Below are 21,235 nucleotides of genomic sequence, written 5' to 3' on the forward strand. Positions count from 1 at the left end.
ACATAATTGTGTATTATCATGATTTCCTTGCATCTGTCTTTGGTGCATCTGTTTTCTTGTCGTCAGTTTTCTTGTCATCAGGTTTCTTGTCATCAGGTTTCTTATCATCAGGCTTAGCCGCATTTGTGTCTCCACCCGGCTTGCCGCCCTGAGATCCACCCTGTCCGCAGCAAAGTAGCATATACAGAGCCTCAACAAGCATTTCGAAAGCTGTATGGGATCCGCCACCGCCTGCTCCTCCGGTTCCACCGGCTCCGCCGCCTCCGGAATTGCCATCTCCATTCGGCTTGTTGCCGCCATCCGGATTATTCGGATTACCCTGATTTCTATTTCCGGACTTGGCTGATTGCGCCTTCATTACCTCGGTAGCATAGTCTACGACTTTGTTGACCATCTCCGCATTCTTGTTAAGAACAGTATCTCTTCCCGTCGCATTTGACTCAGTTGCTTTACTCAGAATTTCAGCTGTCCTCTCGATTCCGGTAATATCATTGAATTCCGGAGGAAGCTTTTCTACGAGGCTCTTGATTACATCGTTTACGCTTGTAGGAGTAGCAAGCGCAGGTGATGATATTCCAATAGGCTTAAGTTCTGCAGTGGTCTTGCCGCTTAGATAATCTGTCTTATTCAGGTAGGTGCTGTCAAGCGTCATGGAATCGATAGGTGAATCCTTCCAGTTCCAGAACCTTGTGATATCAATCTTTTCACTTACATTCGTAGCTCCGAGAACGGCTTCACCTATCATGCCATCTGTAGGAATGGATATAACCGTCGACGGTGATCTGAAGCAGGATGCGTGATACAGATACAGTGCATCCTGAACCTCTGCTGCCGTTTTTCCCAGTTTAACAGCAAGTTCTTCCGGATATGTGAACGGGAACAGTATACAGTTTCCATAGAATCCGAGAGGTTTTTTTACATTGATGCAATTAAGAAGAGGAATATCTGAAATATCTTTCTTAGCATCATCACCGATATCACCATAGTAGTTATCAAAATCCATATCTACATTGTACTGCTCAAGAAGCATAGCAAGATCATCTGTCGTCATCGACTGCCATACAGCCCTTGAATAGCGCAGGGTATTGGTCACAATATGCTGGAAAGTTCTCTCAATTTCCTGGAACCCTGCCACTGTAAGCTTAGGAGTTTGTCTTCCATAGGAATGCACGACAGGACTCCGTGACAGCACCGCTTGTGTTTCAAGTGCCGGGCCTTTGGTTAATCCTTCATACACAGTGATTTTCAGATTTCCATAGGAATACAACTCGCTGGCACTGAATGTTGCTATCGGATTAAAATACCACTCAGGAAGTCCTTGCTTGAACTGCGCAACAACTTCCGACTCTCGGTCACGGTCTTTCGTATTATCATATAACTTGTTCATCCAGAGTTTGTAATTCTTAATCGCATAATTTTCTGATTCCGTCTGATCCTTCTCATCCTGGGATAAAGCATAATCCCATCCGTCAGTAATGCTATTTCTTATCTCAAGCTCTGAAATATTATCCTTGGTGGTTCCATAGGGCAAAAGGAACTCAAAAGAAATTGAATTAACATATTCAGCGTTATAATTCCTGCTAAATATTACAGCCTCTTTAACTTCCTGCCTTGTATGAGGTTCATGTGCAAGCTCATTAGCATTGGAAATATTAAATTCTTTCGCTGCAAAACCGAGACCAAGCTCTCTCAGAATAAGTGGTGAATAGGTGTAGTTAATCACCCTTCCATATATGGGCTTAGTTCCGTTATCAAATGAGATCTTTGCTGACAGATTATCAAATTCCAGGAAGTTTCCGGTTACCTCAATGTAATATCTTTCATCTGTCGTATTTAGATCAAACTTATCAATTTTAAAATATGGCATTGCATAAAACTTCTGCATCAGATCAAGACCGTTTCTGTATGAATACGGTATCATACTTCTGATTGCACTATAATGCCTTATGACGTTCTGATATCTGCTCTTGAAACTTGAACAGGTCATCTCGGAGGCACTGCTGAGCTTTCCGCTTTCACACTCAGGTCCATACCCAAAGTTTAGTTCCAAAGCTTGAGTCTCAGGTAAAAATCTTACCGGTTTAAGCGGTACAAATAGTACCAGATCGATTCCCTGTATTGCAGTCTCCAATCGGTATCTTCTCACAACCTCCCAATACTGCACTGTCATTGTGTGAGAGTGATTGTGATTGGCTACTATCTTTGTTGCAACAGAATCTCTCTCCTGACTTGTGGCCGCACGAATATTGACTCTGTTAGCCCTTTCATAGAGGCTTGCAGCAACCGTGAAATTCTGGTTGAAGGCCTGCGCAGCAACAGAAGCTTCATTATGCCTGTTAGTCTGACCGGCGCTGGAACTTGCGCTCCCACTGGATTTGGAAGTTGCCCCTGAGCCGCTTCCAAACAGGCCTCCAAATATTCCTGAAATCGCACCAAAAATTCCTCCACCGGCACTTCCACCTCCGGAGGTAGTCTTTGTAGAATAATCCATCTCGGAATATCCGTACATACTCTGCCCCATAGCATAGTCATACATTGCCAGGATGGCATCTGTCTGCGATTGTGTCTGGCTCGTTGACTTATAGTCCTGCGCATCAATATTGTCCTGAATCGCATATGAACTGCTACTGTCCCTTACAATAAGTCTCTGTTCCTCGCCCGGAGCCAGTATTAATGAATACAGAAGCTCGCCAAGCGCAAATCCATCCGGAACCCATGACTGGCTCAGGTTAAGGGTATAGCCCATACCAAGAGATGACATGATAGGATACCCATCAGGGTTCCTGCCAAAACTTTTTTGGAATTCCGTCACATCTGCTGGCCTATCCAGCTTACGACGTTGTCTTTTCTTACCCTCCTCATCATAATCGCCCATTTCAGGATATATTGACGGTTCAACCAACCTCTGAAGCAGTGAATAGCTAAAGGTTCTTGAGGGCGCCTTATCTGTCGGAAGCATAACCGCATCTTCGCCTTCGCCCATTAGCTTCACACTTGGAAGAGCTTTGGGATGATCATCCTTATACCCCTTAAAGACTTCCTCAATGAGTACAAAGCCTTCCTCTCCATCCTCAAGGCCATACTTCCATACAAGTTCAATGAGTCCAATAAGATAAGAAACCTTCCTCTGTTTTTCTTTCTTCGGAGCTTTTTGGCCAAAATCCTCATCAATGATACAGTCTCTTGCCTTGCGATAATTGTTTATCTCACCCTCAAGATACTTATCTATCATCTGTGGCAGCATCTTGTTATAATTTAGCTGCAGATTCTTGGTAAGATCATCGTCAAGATCAAGGATCTCGACCCTGTTCCTGAGCTTTTCAAGCAGTTCCTTTTTGGCTCTGGTCTCAATTGTTTCCTCATCATCTTTGGCAGACTCAATCTCTGCATGAAGATCAGCCATAACCTTAACTATTTTCCGGTCATAAGTATAAACACTGATTATATTGTTATACTCATCAATTGTTTCCAGATCCTCCAAAAGCTCAGAGGTCGATTTTTTTATCATCGAATCCTTAACAACTGCATTTCTTATAAGATCCACCACATCAAATTTGAAGACCTGCTTACAGCCTCCCTGGGAGATGGTAAAAGTAATAAAATCCCCCCATGTATAGTCCTTTGGAAGAGTAATGATAAAAATACCCTCTGCATTCGTATATGCAAAATTTTTCTCTGAAGCCGCCTCAGAATCAGCAGGATCCTTAATTACGCCATCTACATCCACCCTGAGATTAGCAACATTAATGGACTCTCTGGTCTTCTTTTCACCTATGCTGCGGTAAGTAACCTTACCTGTTAAATATCTGGGATTGGGGAGTGCTACCGTAATACCTCGAAGAGCATCAAGACCTTCGTTTATGATCTCACTTTCGCTTTTCTTATCAAGAACTTCAAGGACATAATCCATGCCAAAAAGATGCGTAGGCTCAGGATCATTGGCATCAAAAACAAGTGCCGTCTGTTCGTACTTGTCTTTGAACTGTCCAAAAAAGTTTTCAAGTTCCTCGCTATCCTTACCGAGTGCCTCAATTACCAGCTGAAGATTATGACTTGCAAGAGCAGTTGGACACAGCTTGGCAGCCTCAGCTTTGAGATCCTCCAGAGCACCAGAATCATACTCAAAGTCAGGATGGGTATTGGATATGGACTTTAGTACCCCCCTGGTTGTTTCAACATCAATCTTGGCAAGATCCTGGACGCAGCGCACCCCCGCCAGCACCAGAAGATATGCATAATCCTCTGTCATGCCGTTGACGCGCCACAGATCTGCCTGCTTTACCCAAATGCTGACATGTCTTTTGTCAACCTGGAGCTTGCTTGCGATTGTCTGCCTTTGCTCCGGCGTTCTGCCATTGGCCAATAGCCCCGCGATATCCATGATCTTGCAGTTATTTGCAAGATTACGCTTTTGGGCCTGGCTGATTCCTTTGATCGGTATTAGTGATGTTCCCATTGTTATACCCCTCTACAATACAAAAACCACAGGTACTTTTATCGCATCGTCGAATTGATGTATTCGGCATAACATAATTTTATATTATTATCAGACATTAATCAGTATTGTTTATAAATCGTTAACAGTTTGTTTAAATACTCATACAATACACACAATATGTTGTATTTTGTAAATTTATATCCACTAATTTGAATATGCTTCCATTACAAAAATCATATGCTTCTGATAGAAATCACTGCCACTTATATAGATTCATGTCCACAAAAAAAGAATGCGCTGTATATTCACAACGCATTCCTTGATTATAATCACCTTCTTCTGCCGGTGCTGCCACGCTGAGTACCGGAGTTCCCTGAATTGCTTCCTGAATTACTTCCTGAGCCGCTGTTGCTGCTTCCTCCTGTCATACCGGGATGATCCACTCTTCCGGTTGGTCTGGGGCTGCTGTTACCATTACTGCCTCTGCTGTTATTGCTACTGTTATTACCGCTGTTATTACTGCTATCATGGGTACCACTATTAATACCACTTCCTCCGCCCGTCATTCCCGGGTGATCTACTCTTCCCGTGGGTCTGGTGCTACTGTTACCATTACTGTCTCTACTGCTATTATTTCCACTGTTATTACTGCTATCATGGGTACCACTATTAATACCACTTCCTCCGCCCGTCATTCCCGGATGATCTACTCTTCCCATGGGCCTGGTTCTGTTTCCGCCATCATCGCTATCACCGCCGGTGCCGCCATCGCTTGGTGTCATCTTGAAGGATGTGGTGCTTTCCCACTTATACCCTTCCGGTAGTTCAATCTGGAAAACATCATCTCCACTTGTAAATGTCATTGTTCCGTTAAAACTATCCGCTTCAACCTTTATCCCCTTGGTGCTTCCTCCTGCATACAGCTGCTTAGGCTCAGGGTCAGCATCATCAAACTCAAGCGAAGAAGTCATCTTCTCTGCCTCGTTCATCATCTCATCCAATGAAGCCTCATCATACTTATACTCAGGATGTGCATTTGACACCGCCTTGACCGCTCTTTTCGCATAGTCATAATCAACCTCAGCCAGATCACTCACACTGCGAATTCCCGCAGCAACCAAAATAAATGCCTGGTCCCCCGTCATTCCCTGAACTCTCAGCATATCCGCCTGCTTCACCCACAGATCCACATATCTCCTGTCAACACCCAGCTTATCCGCAATTACCTTCCTCTCCCCCGGCGTCTTCCCCACCTCCAACAACTTATCCGCTGTCGCAATACTACACAGCTGCGAAAGACTTCCTATCTGAGACGAATTTAACCCTTTGATTGATGATAATGATGCCATCGTATACCCCCCCTATTTATCAAACAAACATTGACGATATAACAACATTTTATTATATTTTCAGAAATTAATCATCAAATGCAATTATTAATCATCAAATCTATTTGCCCATCGGTAATATTCTCTAATATCACGACAATTATGACAAATACCCATTTCCAGCCCTGCATTTTTATCAGCTCTTTTTATGATATAGGAATTTCGGAGAAATTTCCTATATCACAAAAAAGAGCCGTGCAAAATGCACGGCTCCGGGAAATCAATATTAGTTGGTGATGGTCTTCTCTGTCTCTTTGTCGAATACGTGGATCTTCTCAACATCGAACGCAAACTTAACCTTATCGCCAGGTCTAGCTGTTGTTCTTGAATCAACTCTAGCTGTGATAGGGAACTCAGCAAGATCAAAGTACAGATAAACTTCTGCACCGAGAAGCTCGTATACGTTGATTGTTGACTCGAATACAGCCTTAGATGTGCTAACAACCATCTCTGAATCATCAACATCCTCAGGTCTGATACCGAATACAACCTTCTTGCCAGCGTAGCCACCCTCGATAAGCTTCTTAGCCTTTGCAGGAGGAAGCTCGATTGACTGACCAGCGATCTTAAGGAATGCCTTGTCGCCCTGAACTTCGCAATCAGCATCAAGGAAGTTCATCTGAGGTGATCCCATGAATCCAGCAACGAAGAGGTTGCCCGGCTTGTCATAGAGGTTCTGAGGTGTGTCAACCTGCTGAACAACACCGTCCTTCATAACTACGATTCTTGTACCAAGAGTCATAGCCTCTGTCTGGTCATGTGTAACGTAGATGATTGTTGTGCCAAGTCTCTGGTGAAGCTTAGCGATCTCAGTTCTCATCTGTACACGGAGCTTAGCATCAAGGTTTGAAAGAGGCTCGTCCATAAGGAATACCTTAGGGTTACGAACGATAGCACGTCCCATAGCAACACGCTGTCTCTGTCCACCTGAAAGAGCCTTAGGCTTAAGATCAAGGAGCTTCTCAAGATCAAGGATCTTAGCTGCCTCTCTAACCATCTTGTCGATCTCAGCCTTAGGAACTTTACGAAGCTTAAGTCCGAAAGCCATGTTATCATATACTGTCATATGAGGATACAGAGCGTAGTTCTGGAATACCATCGCGATATCTCTGTCCTTAGGCTCAACGTCATTAACTACTCTGTCACCAATCTTAAGAGTACCTGAAGAGATATCCTCAAGACCTGCGATCATACGAAGGGTTGTGGACTTACCACATCCTGAAGGTCCTACGAAAATGATAAACTCTTTATCCTCGATGTTGAGGTTGAAGTCCTTAACAGCCTCAAAACCGTTAGGATAAACTTTAGTAACATGCTCAAGTGATAAACTTGCCATACCTTTTAATCCTCCTAAATTTACATAGCATAATTGCCATTCAACAATAAAAGTATATCTTCAACGTTTTTTATTTACTATTCACTATTTTCACAAATATTTAACTTTTCATTAGCAATTCTGCCAAAGAAAAAAGCCCTTTTTCCCCCTCTCCAAAATAATGCCGAATAATTTTTTTTAACACTGTGCAATTTGTATATTGAATATCTCCAATTTGGTTAGTTTTGGTTTCCCGGACGTCCCTTGTGTAGGTTTTGATGAGTCACAGTAGAGGGATAGAAATATTCGCCTCTCGCTCGCTTAGATTGCATGGCCCTTGCTTCTACCCTCCATAATCTACGGCTCAAAACTCCGCCCGGTGAGTGATTAAAGTTTATGACAGCTTCCAAGGCTTGGTTCTTTCGAGGGAAGCATACAAAATGCTTGTTTTCGTGCGCCTTGTGATTATCTAAGACTCGATGCCAAAGGAATGCCTCCTACTCATGCCTATTCGTGAACAGTCGTCATTCCTTCGTCCTCTCGTCTTGATAATCATCGCGTCGTACAAGAACTGCACATTTTGTATGCTTCCCCCGGCAGAGCCAAGCCCCGAAAGCTGGCGAAGACTGTGAACATCGCAGGTGCCGGGCGTCAGACAATGAGCCGTGGACAGATTATGAAGGGTATCTTCAAGGGCTCATGAATCTTAGCGCTCTCTCACAGGCGAATATTTCTATCCTTCCACTGTGCCTCAGCCAAGTCTATCGAAAGGGACTGTGTATGGTAACTCAAATCAATTCCAAATGTTGGTCTATATATTCAAAACCTAATGCAAATATGCACAGTGTCTGGGAGGCTGCAATCCACGTTTGCTTAGGTTACTTAATAGTTGCCCCGATACATAAATTGCAGATTTAGGAAAATAGCCTAGTGTTTTCTGGCTTATGAGTTGTATATTTGGATGAATATTTGAAATAGAATGGGGTAATAACGCGAAAAAATAAAGTAAAAAACATAGTGGGGAATTTAAGTTATGGATAATGAGAAGAAAGAAGTACTTATTGGGATTGATGTTTTTCTGTGGATAATAGCTTTTATTCCGGGAGTTGTTTATGTAACTGAGCTGATTCATGCCTACCGAGATGGTGTAAATATAGCAGGTTTTTTCAGTGATAATGCAGTTACATATTATGGCTGGGAAGGTGTCAAAGCTGAGATTGACCTTATTCTCTGGTTAGGAGCTTCCCGGTTTTATCTCTGGCTTGCGCTATTGATCATAGCCACAATCTATACAATATTCCTTGTATACAAACTTAAGACTAACAAATAACCCAATATGCTCTCCACATATATTCAAGTCACCATTCAAACATACCCTGCATTCTGAATACTACAGTCCTTTTTTGCTTTCGCGATTGAAGCCTCCCCGTAAGCTGCAGATAGAGTAATCTGATTACTCCTCCATTTTTTGTGGCATCGAGGGTCAGCAACTTGCGAGGAGGAAAGGTATCACGCAGAAGGATGACAGAAATAGTCGCCTCTGAGAGAGCGTATAGATTCATGAGCTTTTCAGAAAGGTCCTGATGGGTCTGTTCGCAGCTCATTTGTCTGACGTCCGGCCACATCACCTCCGGGTAACCACGACGCAATAATCCGGACGGAGTTTAGGAGCTGCAGACCCGTCGGGGCCTTTATGGAAAGCCATGCAATCTAAGCGAACGAGGGGCGACTATTTCTGCCATCCTTCTGTGGGATGCCTTTCCTCCCGCAAGTTCCGTCCGGGTATCCACACAAAAAAACACGGTAGATTACTCTACCGTGCTGTCCTCATCAATTTTGGAGATTGCTCTATTAAGTTCTTCCTCTTCGGAGATCTCTTCTTCCTTTGGCTCGAAACGCTTGAAGGTATTATTGTAGAGAAGCGCCTCCAGATATGCAGGACCTGCTATGCCGATAAGGATCATAACAGGAACAGCTCTAAGATCAAAGAAGTACAGAACCACAATCGGAATAGCTGTTGCAAATGCCATAAGAACTGTCTTGGGCAGCGCAAGTACTGCCATAAGGAATGAGTTCTTGATTGTTCCCGGAACTGTATTTACAAACTTGGACAAGAGCGGGAAGGTATACAGCGATGCCATATACAGAATAAGTGCAAAGGCAAGCACAATATAACCGTAAATCGTGCCATTTCCCAGCATAATGAGAAAATCAAGGAACAAAATACCGGCGATACCAAACTTGATTACCTGAAGAACAGTGGCCTGCTTGAAGTTTTCCTTAAATGACTTGAAGAAGGATTTGACAATATAGCTGTCCTCATCTCTTACCATCTTGAGAAGCACGTAGTGCATTCCCGTGCAGGCAGCGCCAAGCGGTATAGAGCATACGATTCCGCCAAGCCAGGCGGCAATGATCATTCCCGTATAGGCCTTGAGCTCTATAATATCCGTGGCATTCATAAGCGCCTCATATACCGGATACAGCATCAGTACCTGTTCAAATACAAGGGGAAGAGCGAACAGAATTGTCAGTAGATTAAGAATCATGATATCCGCGATTCTTGTGAGTGCTCGCATAAGCGGGCTGTCGAGATCAAATAACTTACCCATAAAACCGTAAAACCTTTTACTTTCTAAAAATTATTTCCTTTTGTATCTATGTAAATCCAGCTGCATCGGCGTAAATCTGATGCCATCTGCCACTGTCTCCACACCCAGGTCATAGAAGCCCTTGCGGTGATAGAATCCCACCGCATAAGGCGAAGCATTAACAGTCATCTGTTCAAAGCCCTCTTCATTAGCCACATAATATCCGGCAAAATGTATAAGGGCACTGGCCACGCCGTTATGATGGTAATCCGCATCTACAAATAACAGAGAAATATGCTTTCTCTCTCTGAGGGAAAGCATACCTACACACTTATCCGCATCAATTGCCACAAAGAGCTGGTAGTTACCCGCCAGAAACATTTTCCTTAAAGTATCATCTGTGACAAACTTGCGGAAATTCTCTATTCCTTCCTGAGAATAGTCGGGGGCATCGAATCTTACGAAGGTATCCCAGGCAAGCTTCATAGCCCCGTCCCAGTCAGAATGGTAAGCAAATCTTACCATTATTTTTGAAGTGTCAACCTTTTGCAACTTTGTCTGCTACTTTCTTAATCCACTCATACTGATCGGCAAATACTTTTTCTCTGCCGATTTCCTGCTGAAGCTCATGACGCATACCATCATACATCTTGATCTCAACATTTTTCAGCTGAAGGGTATTTTTATAAATATATAAAAGCTTCTCAGGGCCCTCTCCGTAGTTACCTACAGGATCCTCTTTACCTGCTGTGATAAGGATAGGAAGTTCTTTAGGAATATCCTCCATAAGCTCCACATTCTGAACTCTGGTAAGGAGTGTCGCCATGGTCTTGAATCCGTTCAGAGTAAATACGAAGTTACAGAACGGATCTGCAATGTACTTGTCAACGCTCTTCTCATTATGAGAAAGCCAGTCCTGCTTGGTTCTGGCATTTGGAATCTTCTTGAGATATCCCTTGAAAGCCATATTATTGACCATATTTGAACGGGTCTTCTCTCCAAGGAAGAAGCTAAGGAAGCTGCACAAACTGCCCATTGACTTAACTGTTCCGGTGGGTGCAAAAGCTGTGCCCTGAATAATGGCACCTGCGATACCTGTTCCGTATCTTGTTATGTACTCTCTGGCAACAAAAGAGCCAAAGCTGTGTCCCAGGATAAATACCGGAATTCCGGGATACTCTTCCTGAACCATCTTCTTAAGCCTGTGAGCATCACGCACTAGAACGGTTGCGGCGTCATCCTTACAGAAATATCCTTTGGTACCGTGTTCGCCGATGGAACCGCCGTGTCCCAGATGGTCATTACCCATAACCAGGATGTTCTTCTCAGCCAAAAAGCGTGCGAACTCATCATAGCGGTCAATGTACTCCTGCATTCCGTGAATGATCTGAAGAATAGCAATGGGCTGTCCCTCAGGAATCCACTTGATTGCATGGATCATGGTCTGTCTGTCTCTTGATTTGTAAGTCACTTCCTCTTTGCGTACCATAACAGGAATCCCTCCACATATAATTTTAGGTTATATATTTATAATACCACAATTAAATGAGCGCTATACAAACAAATCTTTTATTACTATCAGCAGATCTCAGCTCCTGATGGCATAGGCTTCTCGGGAGTCATGAGGGCAAGGTTGCCTTCAGCATCCTCAGCGCACAGAAGCATTCCCTCAGAAAGAACTCCTGCAAGCTTGGCGGGCTTAAGGTTAACAAGAACCATTACCTTCTTACCAACCATCTCCTCAGGTGTGTAATATTTTCTGATTCCGGAAACAATCTGCTTAACCTGGCTTCCGATCTTAACCTGTGAGCAAAGAAGCTTCTTGGACTTCTCAACTGCCTCGCAGGCGATGATCTCACCTACCTGGAACTGCATCTTGCCAAAATCGTCATACTCAATCTCTTCCTTGGCAGAAATATCGATAACTGCCGCATCATCAGCCTTATCCTCTGCCTTAGCGGGTGCGGGACCAAGTCCTGCCTTATAGAGGTTCTCAGCTGCGATAGCCTGCGATTTCTCGAAGTCTTCCTTCTGCTTTCTTGTGATCTCTGCTGCCTTTTCAAGAACGTCCTTTAAGTCCTTACGGGCAAAAAGCATCTCGGGTGTCTCCACAACCTTGGTTCCGCTTGCATATACACCGAACTTATCAAGGCTGTCGAAGTCTCTCTCGGGAGAATTGAGCTGCTGTCTGATCTTCTCTGCAGTCTCGGGCATAAAAGGATCAAGGAGAGCCGCACCTATTGAGATTGACTCTACGAGGTTGTACAGAACTGTAGAAAGTCTGTCCTTCTTGGCCTCGTCCTTACCAAGAACCCAGGGCTCTGTCTCGTCGATATACTTATTGCATCTCTTGAAAAGAGCGAATATCTCTGTGAGAGCATCGGCTACGCGAAGCTCATCCATTTTTTTCTCAACCTTGTCATAACAGCCGGTTACAACTGCCTTAAGGTCTGCATCAACGTCCTCAGCTACGCCCTTGTCAGCAAGAACACCTCCGAGATACTTGTTGCTCATTGCGATGGTACGGTTAACCAGGTTGCCCAGTGTGTTGGCAAGATCTGAATTGAAACGCTCAACCATCAGCTCCCAGGTGATAACACCGTCGTTGTCAAAAGGCATCTCGTGAAGAACGAAGTATCTTACGGGATCAACGCCAAAGAGGCTAACAAGATCATCTGCGTAGATAACGTTGCCCTTGGACTTACTCATCTTCTCGCCGCCCTGAAGGAGCCAGGGATGTCCGAATACCTGCTTCGGAAGGGGCTCGCCGAGGGCCATAAGGAAGATAGGCCAGTAAATAGTATGGAAACGGATAATATCCTTACCGATAAGGTGAAGGTCTGCAGGCCAGTACTTCTTGTACTGCTCTGTGCTGTTACCGTCCGCATCATAGCCGATACCGGTTATGTAGTTGGTGAGAGCATCAAGCCATACGTAAACTACGTGCTTGTCGTCGAAATCAACAGGAATTCCCCACTTGAAGGAGGTTCTGGATACGCACAGATCCTGAAGTCCGGGAAGCAGGAAGTTGTTCATCATCTCGTTCTTACGTGCAACGGGCTGAATGAACTCGGGATGAGTGTTGATGTGCTCGATAAGCCTGTCGGCATATTTGCTCATCTTGAAGAAGTAAGCTTCCTCCTCAGCGGGATGAACAGGGCCGCCGCACTCAGGGCACTTGCCGTCAACGAGCTGAGACTCTGTGTAAAAAGCCTCGCACTCTGTACAGTACATTCCCTTGTAAGATCCCTTGTAAATATCGCCCTGGTCATAGAACTTTTTGAAGATCTTCTGAACCTGCTTAACATGGTCATCATCTGTGGTTCTGATGAATCTGTCATAGGATGTGTCCATAAGGTTCCACAGTCCCTTGATCGTATCTGATACCTGGTCTACGAACTCCTTGGGAGATGCGCAGCCGGCCTCGATAGCTCTAGTCTCGATCTTCTGTCCGTGCTCATCTGAGCCTGTCTGGAAGTGAACATCGTAGCCGTCTTTTCTCTTATATCTTGCAATAGCATCTGCCAGCACGATCTCATAGCTGTTGCCTATATGAGGCTTACCTGAGGTATATGCGATGGCAGTTGTGATGTAGTATTTACCTTTATTCTGCATTTTTATATCCTTCCTTACTTTTTTCATATGGAAGTTCCGCTAAAACGCTAATGCGTTTTCCGGAACAAAGTAGTACACCAGGCTCGAAAGGACCTCGCCAGGTGATTACTTTTACCAGCATAGTAATTCGTAGCCTGTCTCGGTGACAAGGATCTCTACTTCCCACTGTGCGGAAGGCATTCCATCCTGGGTGTATACGGTCCAGTCGTTCTCATCATCGATGAAGATCTCCTGCTTGCCCATATTTACCATAGGTTCGATGGTGAATACCATACCGGGAACCATCAGCATTCCTGTGCCTTTTTTGCTGACGTAGCTTACAAAAGGCTCCTCATGGAAAGCGTTGCCGCAGCCGTGGCCGCCGATTTCCCTGACTACTGTATATCCGTTTTTAAGTGCGTGCTGGTGAACAGCGTAGCCCATATCTCCGATGGGAGTCCAGGGAATAACTGCCTTAAGACCCACTTCAACGCACTCTTTTGTCACATCGACAAGTCTCTTCTTCTCGGGAGAAACATCACCGATGCAGAACATTCGTGATGAATCTGAGAAATATCCGTCGAGAATTGTGGAACAGTCTACGTTAATAATATCGCCATCCTTCAGGATGATGTCATCAGAAGGGATACCATGGCAAACTTCATCATTGATTGAGGTGCAAACACTCTTGGGAAAGCCCTCATAATTTAAGTCCGCTGGGGTGCCCCCCATCTTCCTGGTGACCTCGTTAACTATGTCGTCTATCTGCTGAGTCGACATGCCGGCTCTGATCTTGTCGCCGACCTCATCAAGAACAGCCATGTTGATAACGGCGCTCTTTTTGATGCCTTCAATATCCTTTTCGGTTTTGAATAATCCTCTGTCCGGGATCTTGATGCCCTGATGCTCGAAGCTGATGAGCTTGTCGTCAAAGGCAGCATGGCAGCTCTTGTACTTCTTGCCGCTGCCGCACCAGCAGGGATCGTTTCGCTCTAATCTCTTATACATTTTAAGACCTTCTTCTTATAAAAATCGATAAAAACTCTACTATAGTATGCCTTCCCTCGCACAAATTGTCAAACCTTCTATCCCTGGAGAAGAAGTCTTTTGATGATACAGCTAGGAACATATAACCACCGTAAAAAAGCTTGTTTTCGTGCGCCTCCCACCCCGAGCCTGTGCTGTTTTTTGTGAGGAAGATAAGATATTGGGAAATAAAAAAAGCCATGACCGCTGTGATTGAGGCCATGGCTCGGTATAAATGCTATATTATCTGATACAGGTGAATTTGCTATTGTGGATCTCGGGTACGGGGGTGTGGCGGCGGATAAAGTCGATGAGAAGATCAGGCATCTCGTCGGTGGTGCTGCGGATGGTCTTGCTGTCGCCGATGCATTTGTAGCCGCCGGTTCCTGTGGCTCTGTAGTTGCTGGTTACGAGGGTGTAGGTCTCGGTATCTGACAGCTCTGTTCCGTCTATTTTACGAAGAGTCACAACCCTGTCTCCCACAGGTCTTCTAAGGTCAAAGGTGTACTCAAGGCCTGCGTAATAATCGTAGTTATAATGCTCAACCTTTGGCTGAAGGAAGATGTTTGAAACCTTAACTTCGCCGGTCTTAGCATTATAGTCAAAGTATTCTGCGCTTCTCTCAAGGGCCTGCTTCAGCACTGCCTTGGTAACTTCCTTAACTTCTATAGTATTGGCAAACTGGTAGATTCCCAGCACGTCTCTTACTGTAATATCCTTCTTAAGTCCAAGAGGATCGTTGGCCAAAGAAGTGCAGGAGAAGTCTGCTCCTGTTTTTTCCAGCTGAACCTGGTTAAAAATGGATGCAACCTTGCTGCCGCTAAGGGCTGTCTCAAGCTTTGGCTCGGGAGCAATGGCCTCTGCGAGGCTTCCGATTGGCTCGTCAAGCCAGGTCTGGACTTTATCGGTAAGTTCGTTCATGAAAGAATGCTCTTTTGCCAGCTCTTCATATCTCTCATCAGGCTCTTTTACAGAAACAAGACTTGATGTCACGCCAAGGCCCTCAGCCTTATTCACAGGAGTTTTTGCCTCAAGATAGCAGTATTTAAGCGCATTTGACGGAGGCTGAACGCCATAGGTCCCCTCTATGGTAACGCCCTCAACCGGAATATGCTGATGACCGGTGAGCAGAATGTCAAATCCCATCTCTCTCATGATCCTGCAGGCCTGATTCTCAGCGGTCTGAGACAGAAGTCTTCCTGTCTGTAAGTCTTCCTCAAAGCCTCCATGATAGATGCAGACTGTGATGTCGCATTTATCCTTAAGGTACTCATACTGCTCTTTTATCGCAGGAAGAGGCTCGGAAACAGTGATCTTCTCAAGGTGCTCTTTTGCCTCCCAAACATTGACAAATCCTGTAACTGCAGCGGTTATACCTACTCTTGTTCCATCTTCCAGGGTGTGGATCACATTCTTTTTGATATCCAGCTCTCCCCCAAGGTCTGTCACGTTGCAGCTGATAAGCTGAGCCTTCATATACTTGGCATAATCAGCAATTGCTTCGTATCCGAAGTTGAAGTCATGATTGCCCAGAGTATAGTAATCCAGCCCCATGGCATTGAATCCCTCAGCCATCGGATTGAAGTCATACTCATCCTTGTGCTCAAGATAATATGACAGAAGCGGCGTTCCCTGCAGGGAATCTCCTCCATCAAGCACCAGCGTATTGCCGTCCTTCTCTATCTGCGACGCCAGGCAAAAAAGCCCCGATTTCTCAGCCTTGTCCTTCGCATAATTTATCGGAAACAAATGTCCATGTGTATCAGATGTAAAAATTATTCTCATTCCTATACCTCTTAACAGTGCCTGTCACTTTAGCCTGCCATAGTGCCTGTCACTTTAGTAAAGTAAAATAAATGCTCATGCGAAGAGTCTCCTCCCCACATGAGCACTTTATTATAGTTTACCATCTAAATTTCGTCAATGGAAACTCTAGTAACGTCTTGTCTTCATTGGCGTTATGTTAAATGCAGCAGTCACAGTTCCGCCGTAATTGCCCTTGCCTTTGAGGGTTATTGTAGCTTTTCCTGCTCTAACATTATTAGTGCATCCGACAATTTCATAGTCATCATCGTCAAGTACTGTTTTACCAAGCGTTACTCTTATACTCTTTTTGTCAGGAACCACTGCTATTGAAGTATAAGCTTGATCCTTAATGGTTACCTTGGCGTAATCTATGAGTTTATCCATGATTCTGAAAGTAACAGTAGTCTCGCCGGTGTAATTGGAAAGGCCCTTAATGGTGCAATTCACAACAGTCCCTGACTGAAGGCAATCCTTCTTATCAACAGGGTCACCTGCATTTCTTTTGACCTTTTCATCCTTCTGAATGACTACGCAATCCTTGGCATAGCTATAGGTGATATCCTTGGCAATATCCTTGCCGACCCTCAGCTTGTTTCCGCGGTCATCCATGATTCTCAGATCAGACGGTTTGATGTAGGCGCTCTTTCTGAAAGCTATATCCTTAGCAGTTACTTCTGAGCTGCCAAGATCATTTGCAGTTATTTCAAAGGTCCCGGTAATAGTTCCGATATAATTACCCTTTCCTTTGATCACAATCTTGCCTGTGCCCGGCTTCTTGTTTCCTGAGAGCTTAACGGAATAATCCTTTCCTTCAACAAGTCTATATCTGCCATCAACAAGCTTAACCTCGGGCTCAGCGCCTTTATAGCTGTATCTTACATTTTCCTGAATATCAATAGTATCGAGCTTTGTAATGTAAGGTTTTGTAATCTTAAAGGGAATCGTCACCTCTCCGGAAAAACCGTTTACGCCCTTGATCACCAGCTTGGCAGTACCTATCTTCACGTTATTGATATACTCATAGGTATACTTACAGTCAGGATATTCCGGATAGTCGGGATTAGCCATTCCGGCTTCAAATTCATATCTTGGCATCCCCTGAAGGACCTTGCCGTCATAAGATACAGTCAGATTCTTCTGGATTCGGCTCTGTCCTGTATACGCCAGGTCTTCCACTCCGGAGATTTCTGCGTCCTTGATTGATGTGCCCACAATATTGTAGTGGACAACCTTCACACCGCAATAGGTGTTTGTATCAACCGGGTACAAATATAGCGTACCTATACCGGTATTGATACAGTTGCCTAACTCGTAATAGTAATCTCCTTCCTCCCATCCATAAAACTCGTCATCCACATAACATTTCAATACTTTTTTACCGTATTTTACAAGAAGCCTGGGAATTTCCGCTTCTCCTGTATATGTACAGTCCTCCAAGACCTTTACGCTGCACTTGCTGAAGTCCTTCAGCTTACTTATGGTCACTGAACACGTCATAGTTCCGGCAAAATTGCCCTTACCTTCAATCACAACATCATAATCTCCCGGTGCCTTGAAAGCATCCGGATCATACTCATAAGCATCCGGATCATACTCATCGTACTTTTTATCGGTATGCGGATAGGTCAGCGTGTAATCCCTGCCTTCCTTCAAGGTGTATTCACCATCTTTGGATTTAAGCTTAAGCACAGGCTTGGGTTTCTGAACCTTACCATTGTATTTAAGAACCGGACACGTCTTTGCAAAATATACATTGGTCTTATCAGGATCGTCAGAAAGCACTGCCCGATCGATAAAATACAGCTGGCCGATTGTGCCTGAATAATCGCCCTGAAGCTTAACCGCAAAAGAATGAAGTCCGGCATTTATAATGTTATGATTGTCCACAGTATAATCTCTTCCGTAAGCGAGCTCTTCTTCGTCCAAAAACACCTTAAGATCCGGGAATGTGACGGGAAAACCGGTAAACTCAACGCTGGACTTATAGCCATAACAGGTCACAACTCCGGGCTCTCTCCAGACAGCGACAAGTGTTGTATCTTCATATAACGGTGTCCTGAAGTCAAACTCCTTGCCGGGAGCGTTTTTGTCCTCCCAACGCACGAAGATTTTGCCATCACACTTAGGACTTGCCGGCATTACAGCTGTTTTGCCGCCGGGAATGATCTGATAGGGAACGACAGCGTCACATCCGGTATCAAACATAACTCTGCAGTCAGCTGTCTCAAGTCTTGCATACAGATCGACATCATCCTTAATCTCTGTTTCAAAGTTCCATCTTGTTTCTACGCACTGATTATAAGCATCTGAGTACCAGCCATACAGCTTGTCTCCCTCTTTGAGCACAAGCTCAGGAGCAACAAGCACGCTCTCAGTTGTGTATATCTGCTCAATAACATTTCCGTAGGGGTCATGGAAATGCGCCTTCAAAATGCTCTTATAAGCCTCAAACTGTACTTCCCTTCCTGTCCATTCGGTATAATCACCGTTTACAACTTCCTCCCACTTGTGGTATTCAACAGGATAGCGTATTACAAGTTCCCTGCCTGTGGGGCCTGCACCAAAGTGTAAAAACACATCCTTACCCAATGTCTCAGGAACATCTCCTCTAAAGGCCACTTTATAAGCCTTCGCATTGTAAAAAGCCCTGTCTCCTATGTATTCCAATCCAACCGGAAATGTCAGCTCTGCCTGACTTAACTTAACATCCTTAAAAGCCTCACTTCCGATCTTCTTCAAAGAATCAGAAAATGTAATCCCGGAAATCTTACATCCGGAAAAAGCTGAATCATCAATTACTTCTGTTCCATTAAACTCTATACCATTCTTGAAAGGCGCACCGGCAAAAGCATATTTTCCAATATATCTTATAGTCTTGGGAAAAACGACTTCATTGTTTGCATATGTGCTAAGAGAGCAGTTGGCAAAAGCACAGTCCCCAACACTATCCATAACCTCAGGCAGTTTCACGTACCTAAGATCCGTACCATAAAATGCATGATTACCTACTCTCTTCACAGTACTTGGCAGCTTAATTGCCGGACTATGTATCACATGACCGCGAATTGCCATACAGAAGGCATAATCTCCGATGCTGGTAATTCCCTCTTCAAAGGTAATCTCAGAAACATTCGTCCACTCACTGGCCCATGGCGCAAGATTATCCTTAGAATAATCATACATCTCGCCGCTGCCGGAGATCTTCATGATCACTTTTTTGCTTGTAAACTCATGGCCGCCATTAACCTCAGTAGTATAATGATTCATCACCTGATACTGAAGGTTATCTCCGCACTTTCCTTCCAGGAACACTTCATCCCTGGTTGTAACCTCTCCCTGAAAAGCAGCATCGTCAATGTCTTCATCGTCTGCTAATTCTGAATCTGTCTCATCGTCTGCTTCTTCTGTTTCTGACTCCTCTAATTCAACATCTTCGAATTCAGTCTCTTCTGTCTCAGTCTCTTCTGTCTCAGTTTCTTCTAATTGTACTTCTTCGATTTCTACTGCTTCTTCCTCTTTAGCAGTTTCATCTATTGCAAAATCTTCGCATTCAAAAAGCGCAGCCCCGTCCTCACAGGCATATACCTGCTCAGGCAGACAAACTGCGCTCTCAGCCGCCAAAAAAGCGGATAATAATATTGGTGTTATTCTGGCTAACACTTTTCCCATACTTACGTCCTCCCATGATACTTCAAATATCGATATTTTAGCACCACGGTAAGCGTATATACAAGCGGATTAACCGCCTCATTCATGAACAATCTGTGAATTCTAATGGGTTTTACATCAATCTATTCTGCTGACTCCGCTGCATTTGGGAATCACATCAATTGTGCCGTCCTCATTGTAGTTAAACTCAGCAACGCACACACTTCTGTGGAAAAGGCTTCCTCCGGGCAGATCTCCTGTGTGGTAAAAGAGATAGGAATGTCCCTTGAAATCGCAGATTCCCGGATGGTTAGTAAATACGCCATCCTTCTCATCCATTAGAACTCCCCCATAAACCCATGGGCCTGTAGGGCCTTCCGAAGTGGAATAAGCAAGGTGCTCCATATTTTTGCCCTCGCCGAAGGCAGCATATACCATATAGTAGAGACCGTCCCTTTTGTAGAACCAAGGGCCCTCGCCATAGGAAGTGCCTGTGTCATGACTTCCTTTTGCAAAAGATTCCTCTGTCATGGGAACCTTAACGATGCCCACTTCTTTGTCATAAGAGATCATGTTTTCATTAAGAAGAACATATCTAAGCTCAGGATTGCCGAAGTACAGATAAGCCCGCCCGTCATCATCGATAAATACAGTGGGATCTATGTCGTTCCAATCACCCTCATCAACAAGCGGATGTCCCAGATCCCTGAAAGGACCTGCGGGGCTGTCCGAAATACCTACTGCAATGGCCATTCCACCATTTCTCTTGTGCACTGGACAGTACAGATAGAACTTGCCGTTTCTCTCAATGCACTGGGGCGCCCAGGCTCTGTCATCCGCCCAGCCGATATCATCCAGTGAAAAAATGCAGCCGTGGTCCTCCCAGTTCACCATATCCTTGGTGGAAAAACATCTCCAATCCTTCATGGTGTAAAAATCATTGACCAGCTCATCCTCATCATGAGTTGTATAAAGATAAAGCGTATCTCCATACACCATAGGCGCCGGATCTGCCGTGTAGATGTTCCTTACTATCGGATTCTCATGAAAATTCTTCTCTTCATTCTTTACTTCTGCCATTTTAGTCTCTTCCCCTCTTTCCTTACTTGCGCTATCTCCGGATTCTTCTGTACTGGATTCCTGCGTAGATTCCACCACCTCTGATTCCTCTGTTGTATCCTCTGATGCTGTATCCTCTGATGCATTCTCCTCTGCTACAGATTCATCCACCCTGACTTCCTCAACACCGGCTTCTCCTACTGAAGTATCCGGTTCCTGACTGCTGCCTGCCTCATTCCCGGTGACGCATCCCAGCATCCCCACCATCAACATCGCCGCCAGCAGCCCTGAAAGAATCCACCTCTTGCTCCTATCACTCATATCTTTAATTCCTTTAATAAACCTTATCTTTTCACATCATATTCTGATT

At 44.5% G+C, this 21,235-nt stretch carries 12 protein-coding genes; 1 reads left to right on the top strand and 11 read right to left on the bottom strand.

Annotation, left to right across the window (positions count from 1 at the left end; translation table 11 throughout):
* Positions 1–16: 16 nt before the first annotated feature.
* From NXH67_RS07970 to NXH67_RS07980, 3 genes are all read right to left on the bottom strand, one after another.
* Entirely contained in the window at positions 17–4,456 is a 4,440-nt protein-coding gene (locus tag NXH67_RS07970) for a DUF4332 domain-containing protein (protein ID WP_272797029.1), read from the bottom strand.
* A gap of 311 nt (positions 4,457–4,767) precedes the next feature.
* Positions 4,768–5,787, bottom strand: coding sequence for a DUF4332 domain-containing protein (locus tag NXH67_RS07975; protein WP_272797030.1), 1,020 nt, complete (start codon positions 5,785–5,787; stop codon positions 4,768–4,770).
* Positions 5,788–6,052: 265 nt separating this feature from the next.
* Positions 6,053–7,162: an ABC transporter ATP-binding protein gene (locus NXH67_RS07980; protein WP_272797031.1), complete on the bottom strand. Its 1,110-nt coding sequence runs from the start codon at positions 7,160–7,162 to the stop codon at positions 6,053–6,055.
* A gap of 1,012 nt (positions 7,163–8,174) precedes the next feature.
* On the opposite strand from NXH67_RS07980, the gene NXH67_RS07985 reads away from it, so the two are divergent.
* On the top strand, positions 8,175–8,471 hold the full coding sequence (locus tag NXH67_RS07985; protein WP_022778830.1) for a hypothetical protein: 297 nt from the start codon (positions 8,175–8,177) through the stop codon (positions 8,469–8,471).
* 478 nt (positions 8,472–8,949) lie between these two features.
* Here the strand turns inward: NXH67_RS07985 and NXH67_RS07990 are convergent, their stop codons facing one another.
* From NXH67_RS07990 to NXH67_RS08025, 8 genes are all read right to left on the bottom strand, one after another.
* Positions 8,950–9,753 (bottom strand): YesL family protein, encoded by an 804-nt coding sequence (locus tag NXH67_RS07990; protein ID WP_022778829.1) that lies wholly within the window; start codon positions 9,751–9,753, stop codon positions 8,950–8,952.
* Between the two features lie 30 nt (positions 9,754–9,783).
* Positions 9,784–10,257 (bottom strand): GNAT family N-acetyltransferase, encoded by a 474-nt coding sequence (locus tag NXH67_RS07995; protein ID WP_022778828.1) that lies wholly within the window; start codon positions 10,255–10,257, stop codon positions 9,784–9,786.
* A 13-nt stretch (positions 10,258–10,270) separates the two neighbouring features.
* Complete coding sequence (locus tag NXH67_RS08000; protein WP_022778827.1) at positions 10,271–11,221, bottom strand: alpha/beta fold hydrolase; 951 nt, start codon at positions 11,219–11,221, stop codon at positions 10,271–10,273.
* A gap of 89 nt (positions 11,222–11,310) precedes the next feature.
* On the bottom strand, positions 11,311–13,347 hold the full coding sequence (gene metG / locus NXH67_RS08005) for a methionine--tRNA ligase (RefSeq protein WP_272797065.1): 2,037 nt from the start codon (positions 13,345–13,347) through the stop codon (positions 11,311–11,313).
* A gap of 111 nt (positions 13,348–13,458) precedes the next feature.
* The gene (locus NXH67_RS08010; protein WP_022778825.1) at positions 13,459–14,334 is read right to left on the bottom strand and encodes a methionyl aminopeptidase; all 876 of its coding nucleotides are present in this window, start codon (positions 14,332–14,334) and stop codon (positions 13,459–13,461) included.
* A 261-nt stretch (positions 14,335–14,595) separates the two neighbouring features.
* Positions 14,596–16,137, bottom strand: a complete 1,542-nt coding sequence (locus NXH67_RS08015; protein WP_272797032.1) for a bifunctional metallophosphatase/5'-nucleotidase — start codon at positions 16,135–16,137, stop codon at positions 14,596–14,598.
* A 147-nt stretch (positions 16,138–16,284) separates the two neighbouring features.
* Complete coding sequence (locus NXH67_RS08020) at positions 16,285–19,827, bottom strand: leucine-rich repeat domain-containing protein (protein ID WP_272797033.1); 3,543 nt, start codon at positions 19,825–19,827, stop codon at positions 16,285–16,287.
* Positions 19,828–19,944: 117 nt separating this feature from the next.
* Positions 19,945–21,186 (bottom strand): family 43 glycosylhydrolase, encoded by a 1,242-nt coding sequence (locus NXH67_RS08025; RefSeq protein ID WP_272797034.1) that lies wholly within the window; start codon positions 21,184–21,186, stop codon positions 19,945–19,947.
* Between the last annotated feature and the right edge of the window lie 49 nt (positions 21,187–21,235).

The sequence above is a fragment of the Butyrivibrio sp. DSM 10294 genome, from assembly GCF_028539135.1.
Taxonomy (GTDB): domain Bacteria; phylum Bacillota; class Clostridia; order Lachnospirales; family Lachnospiraceae; genus Butyrivibrio.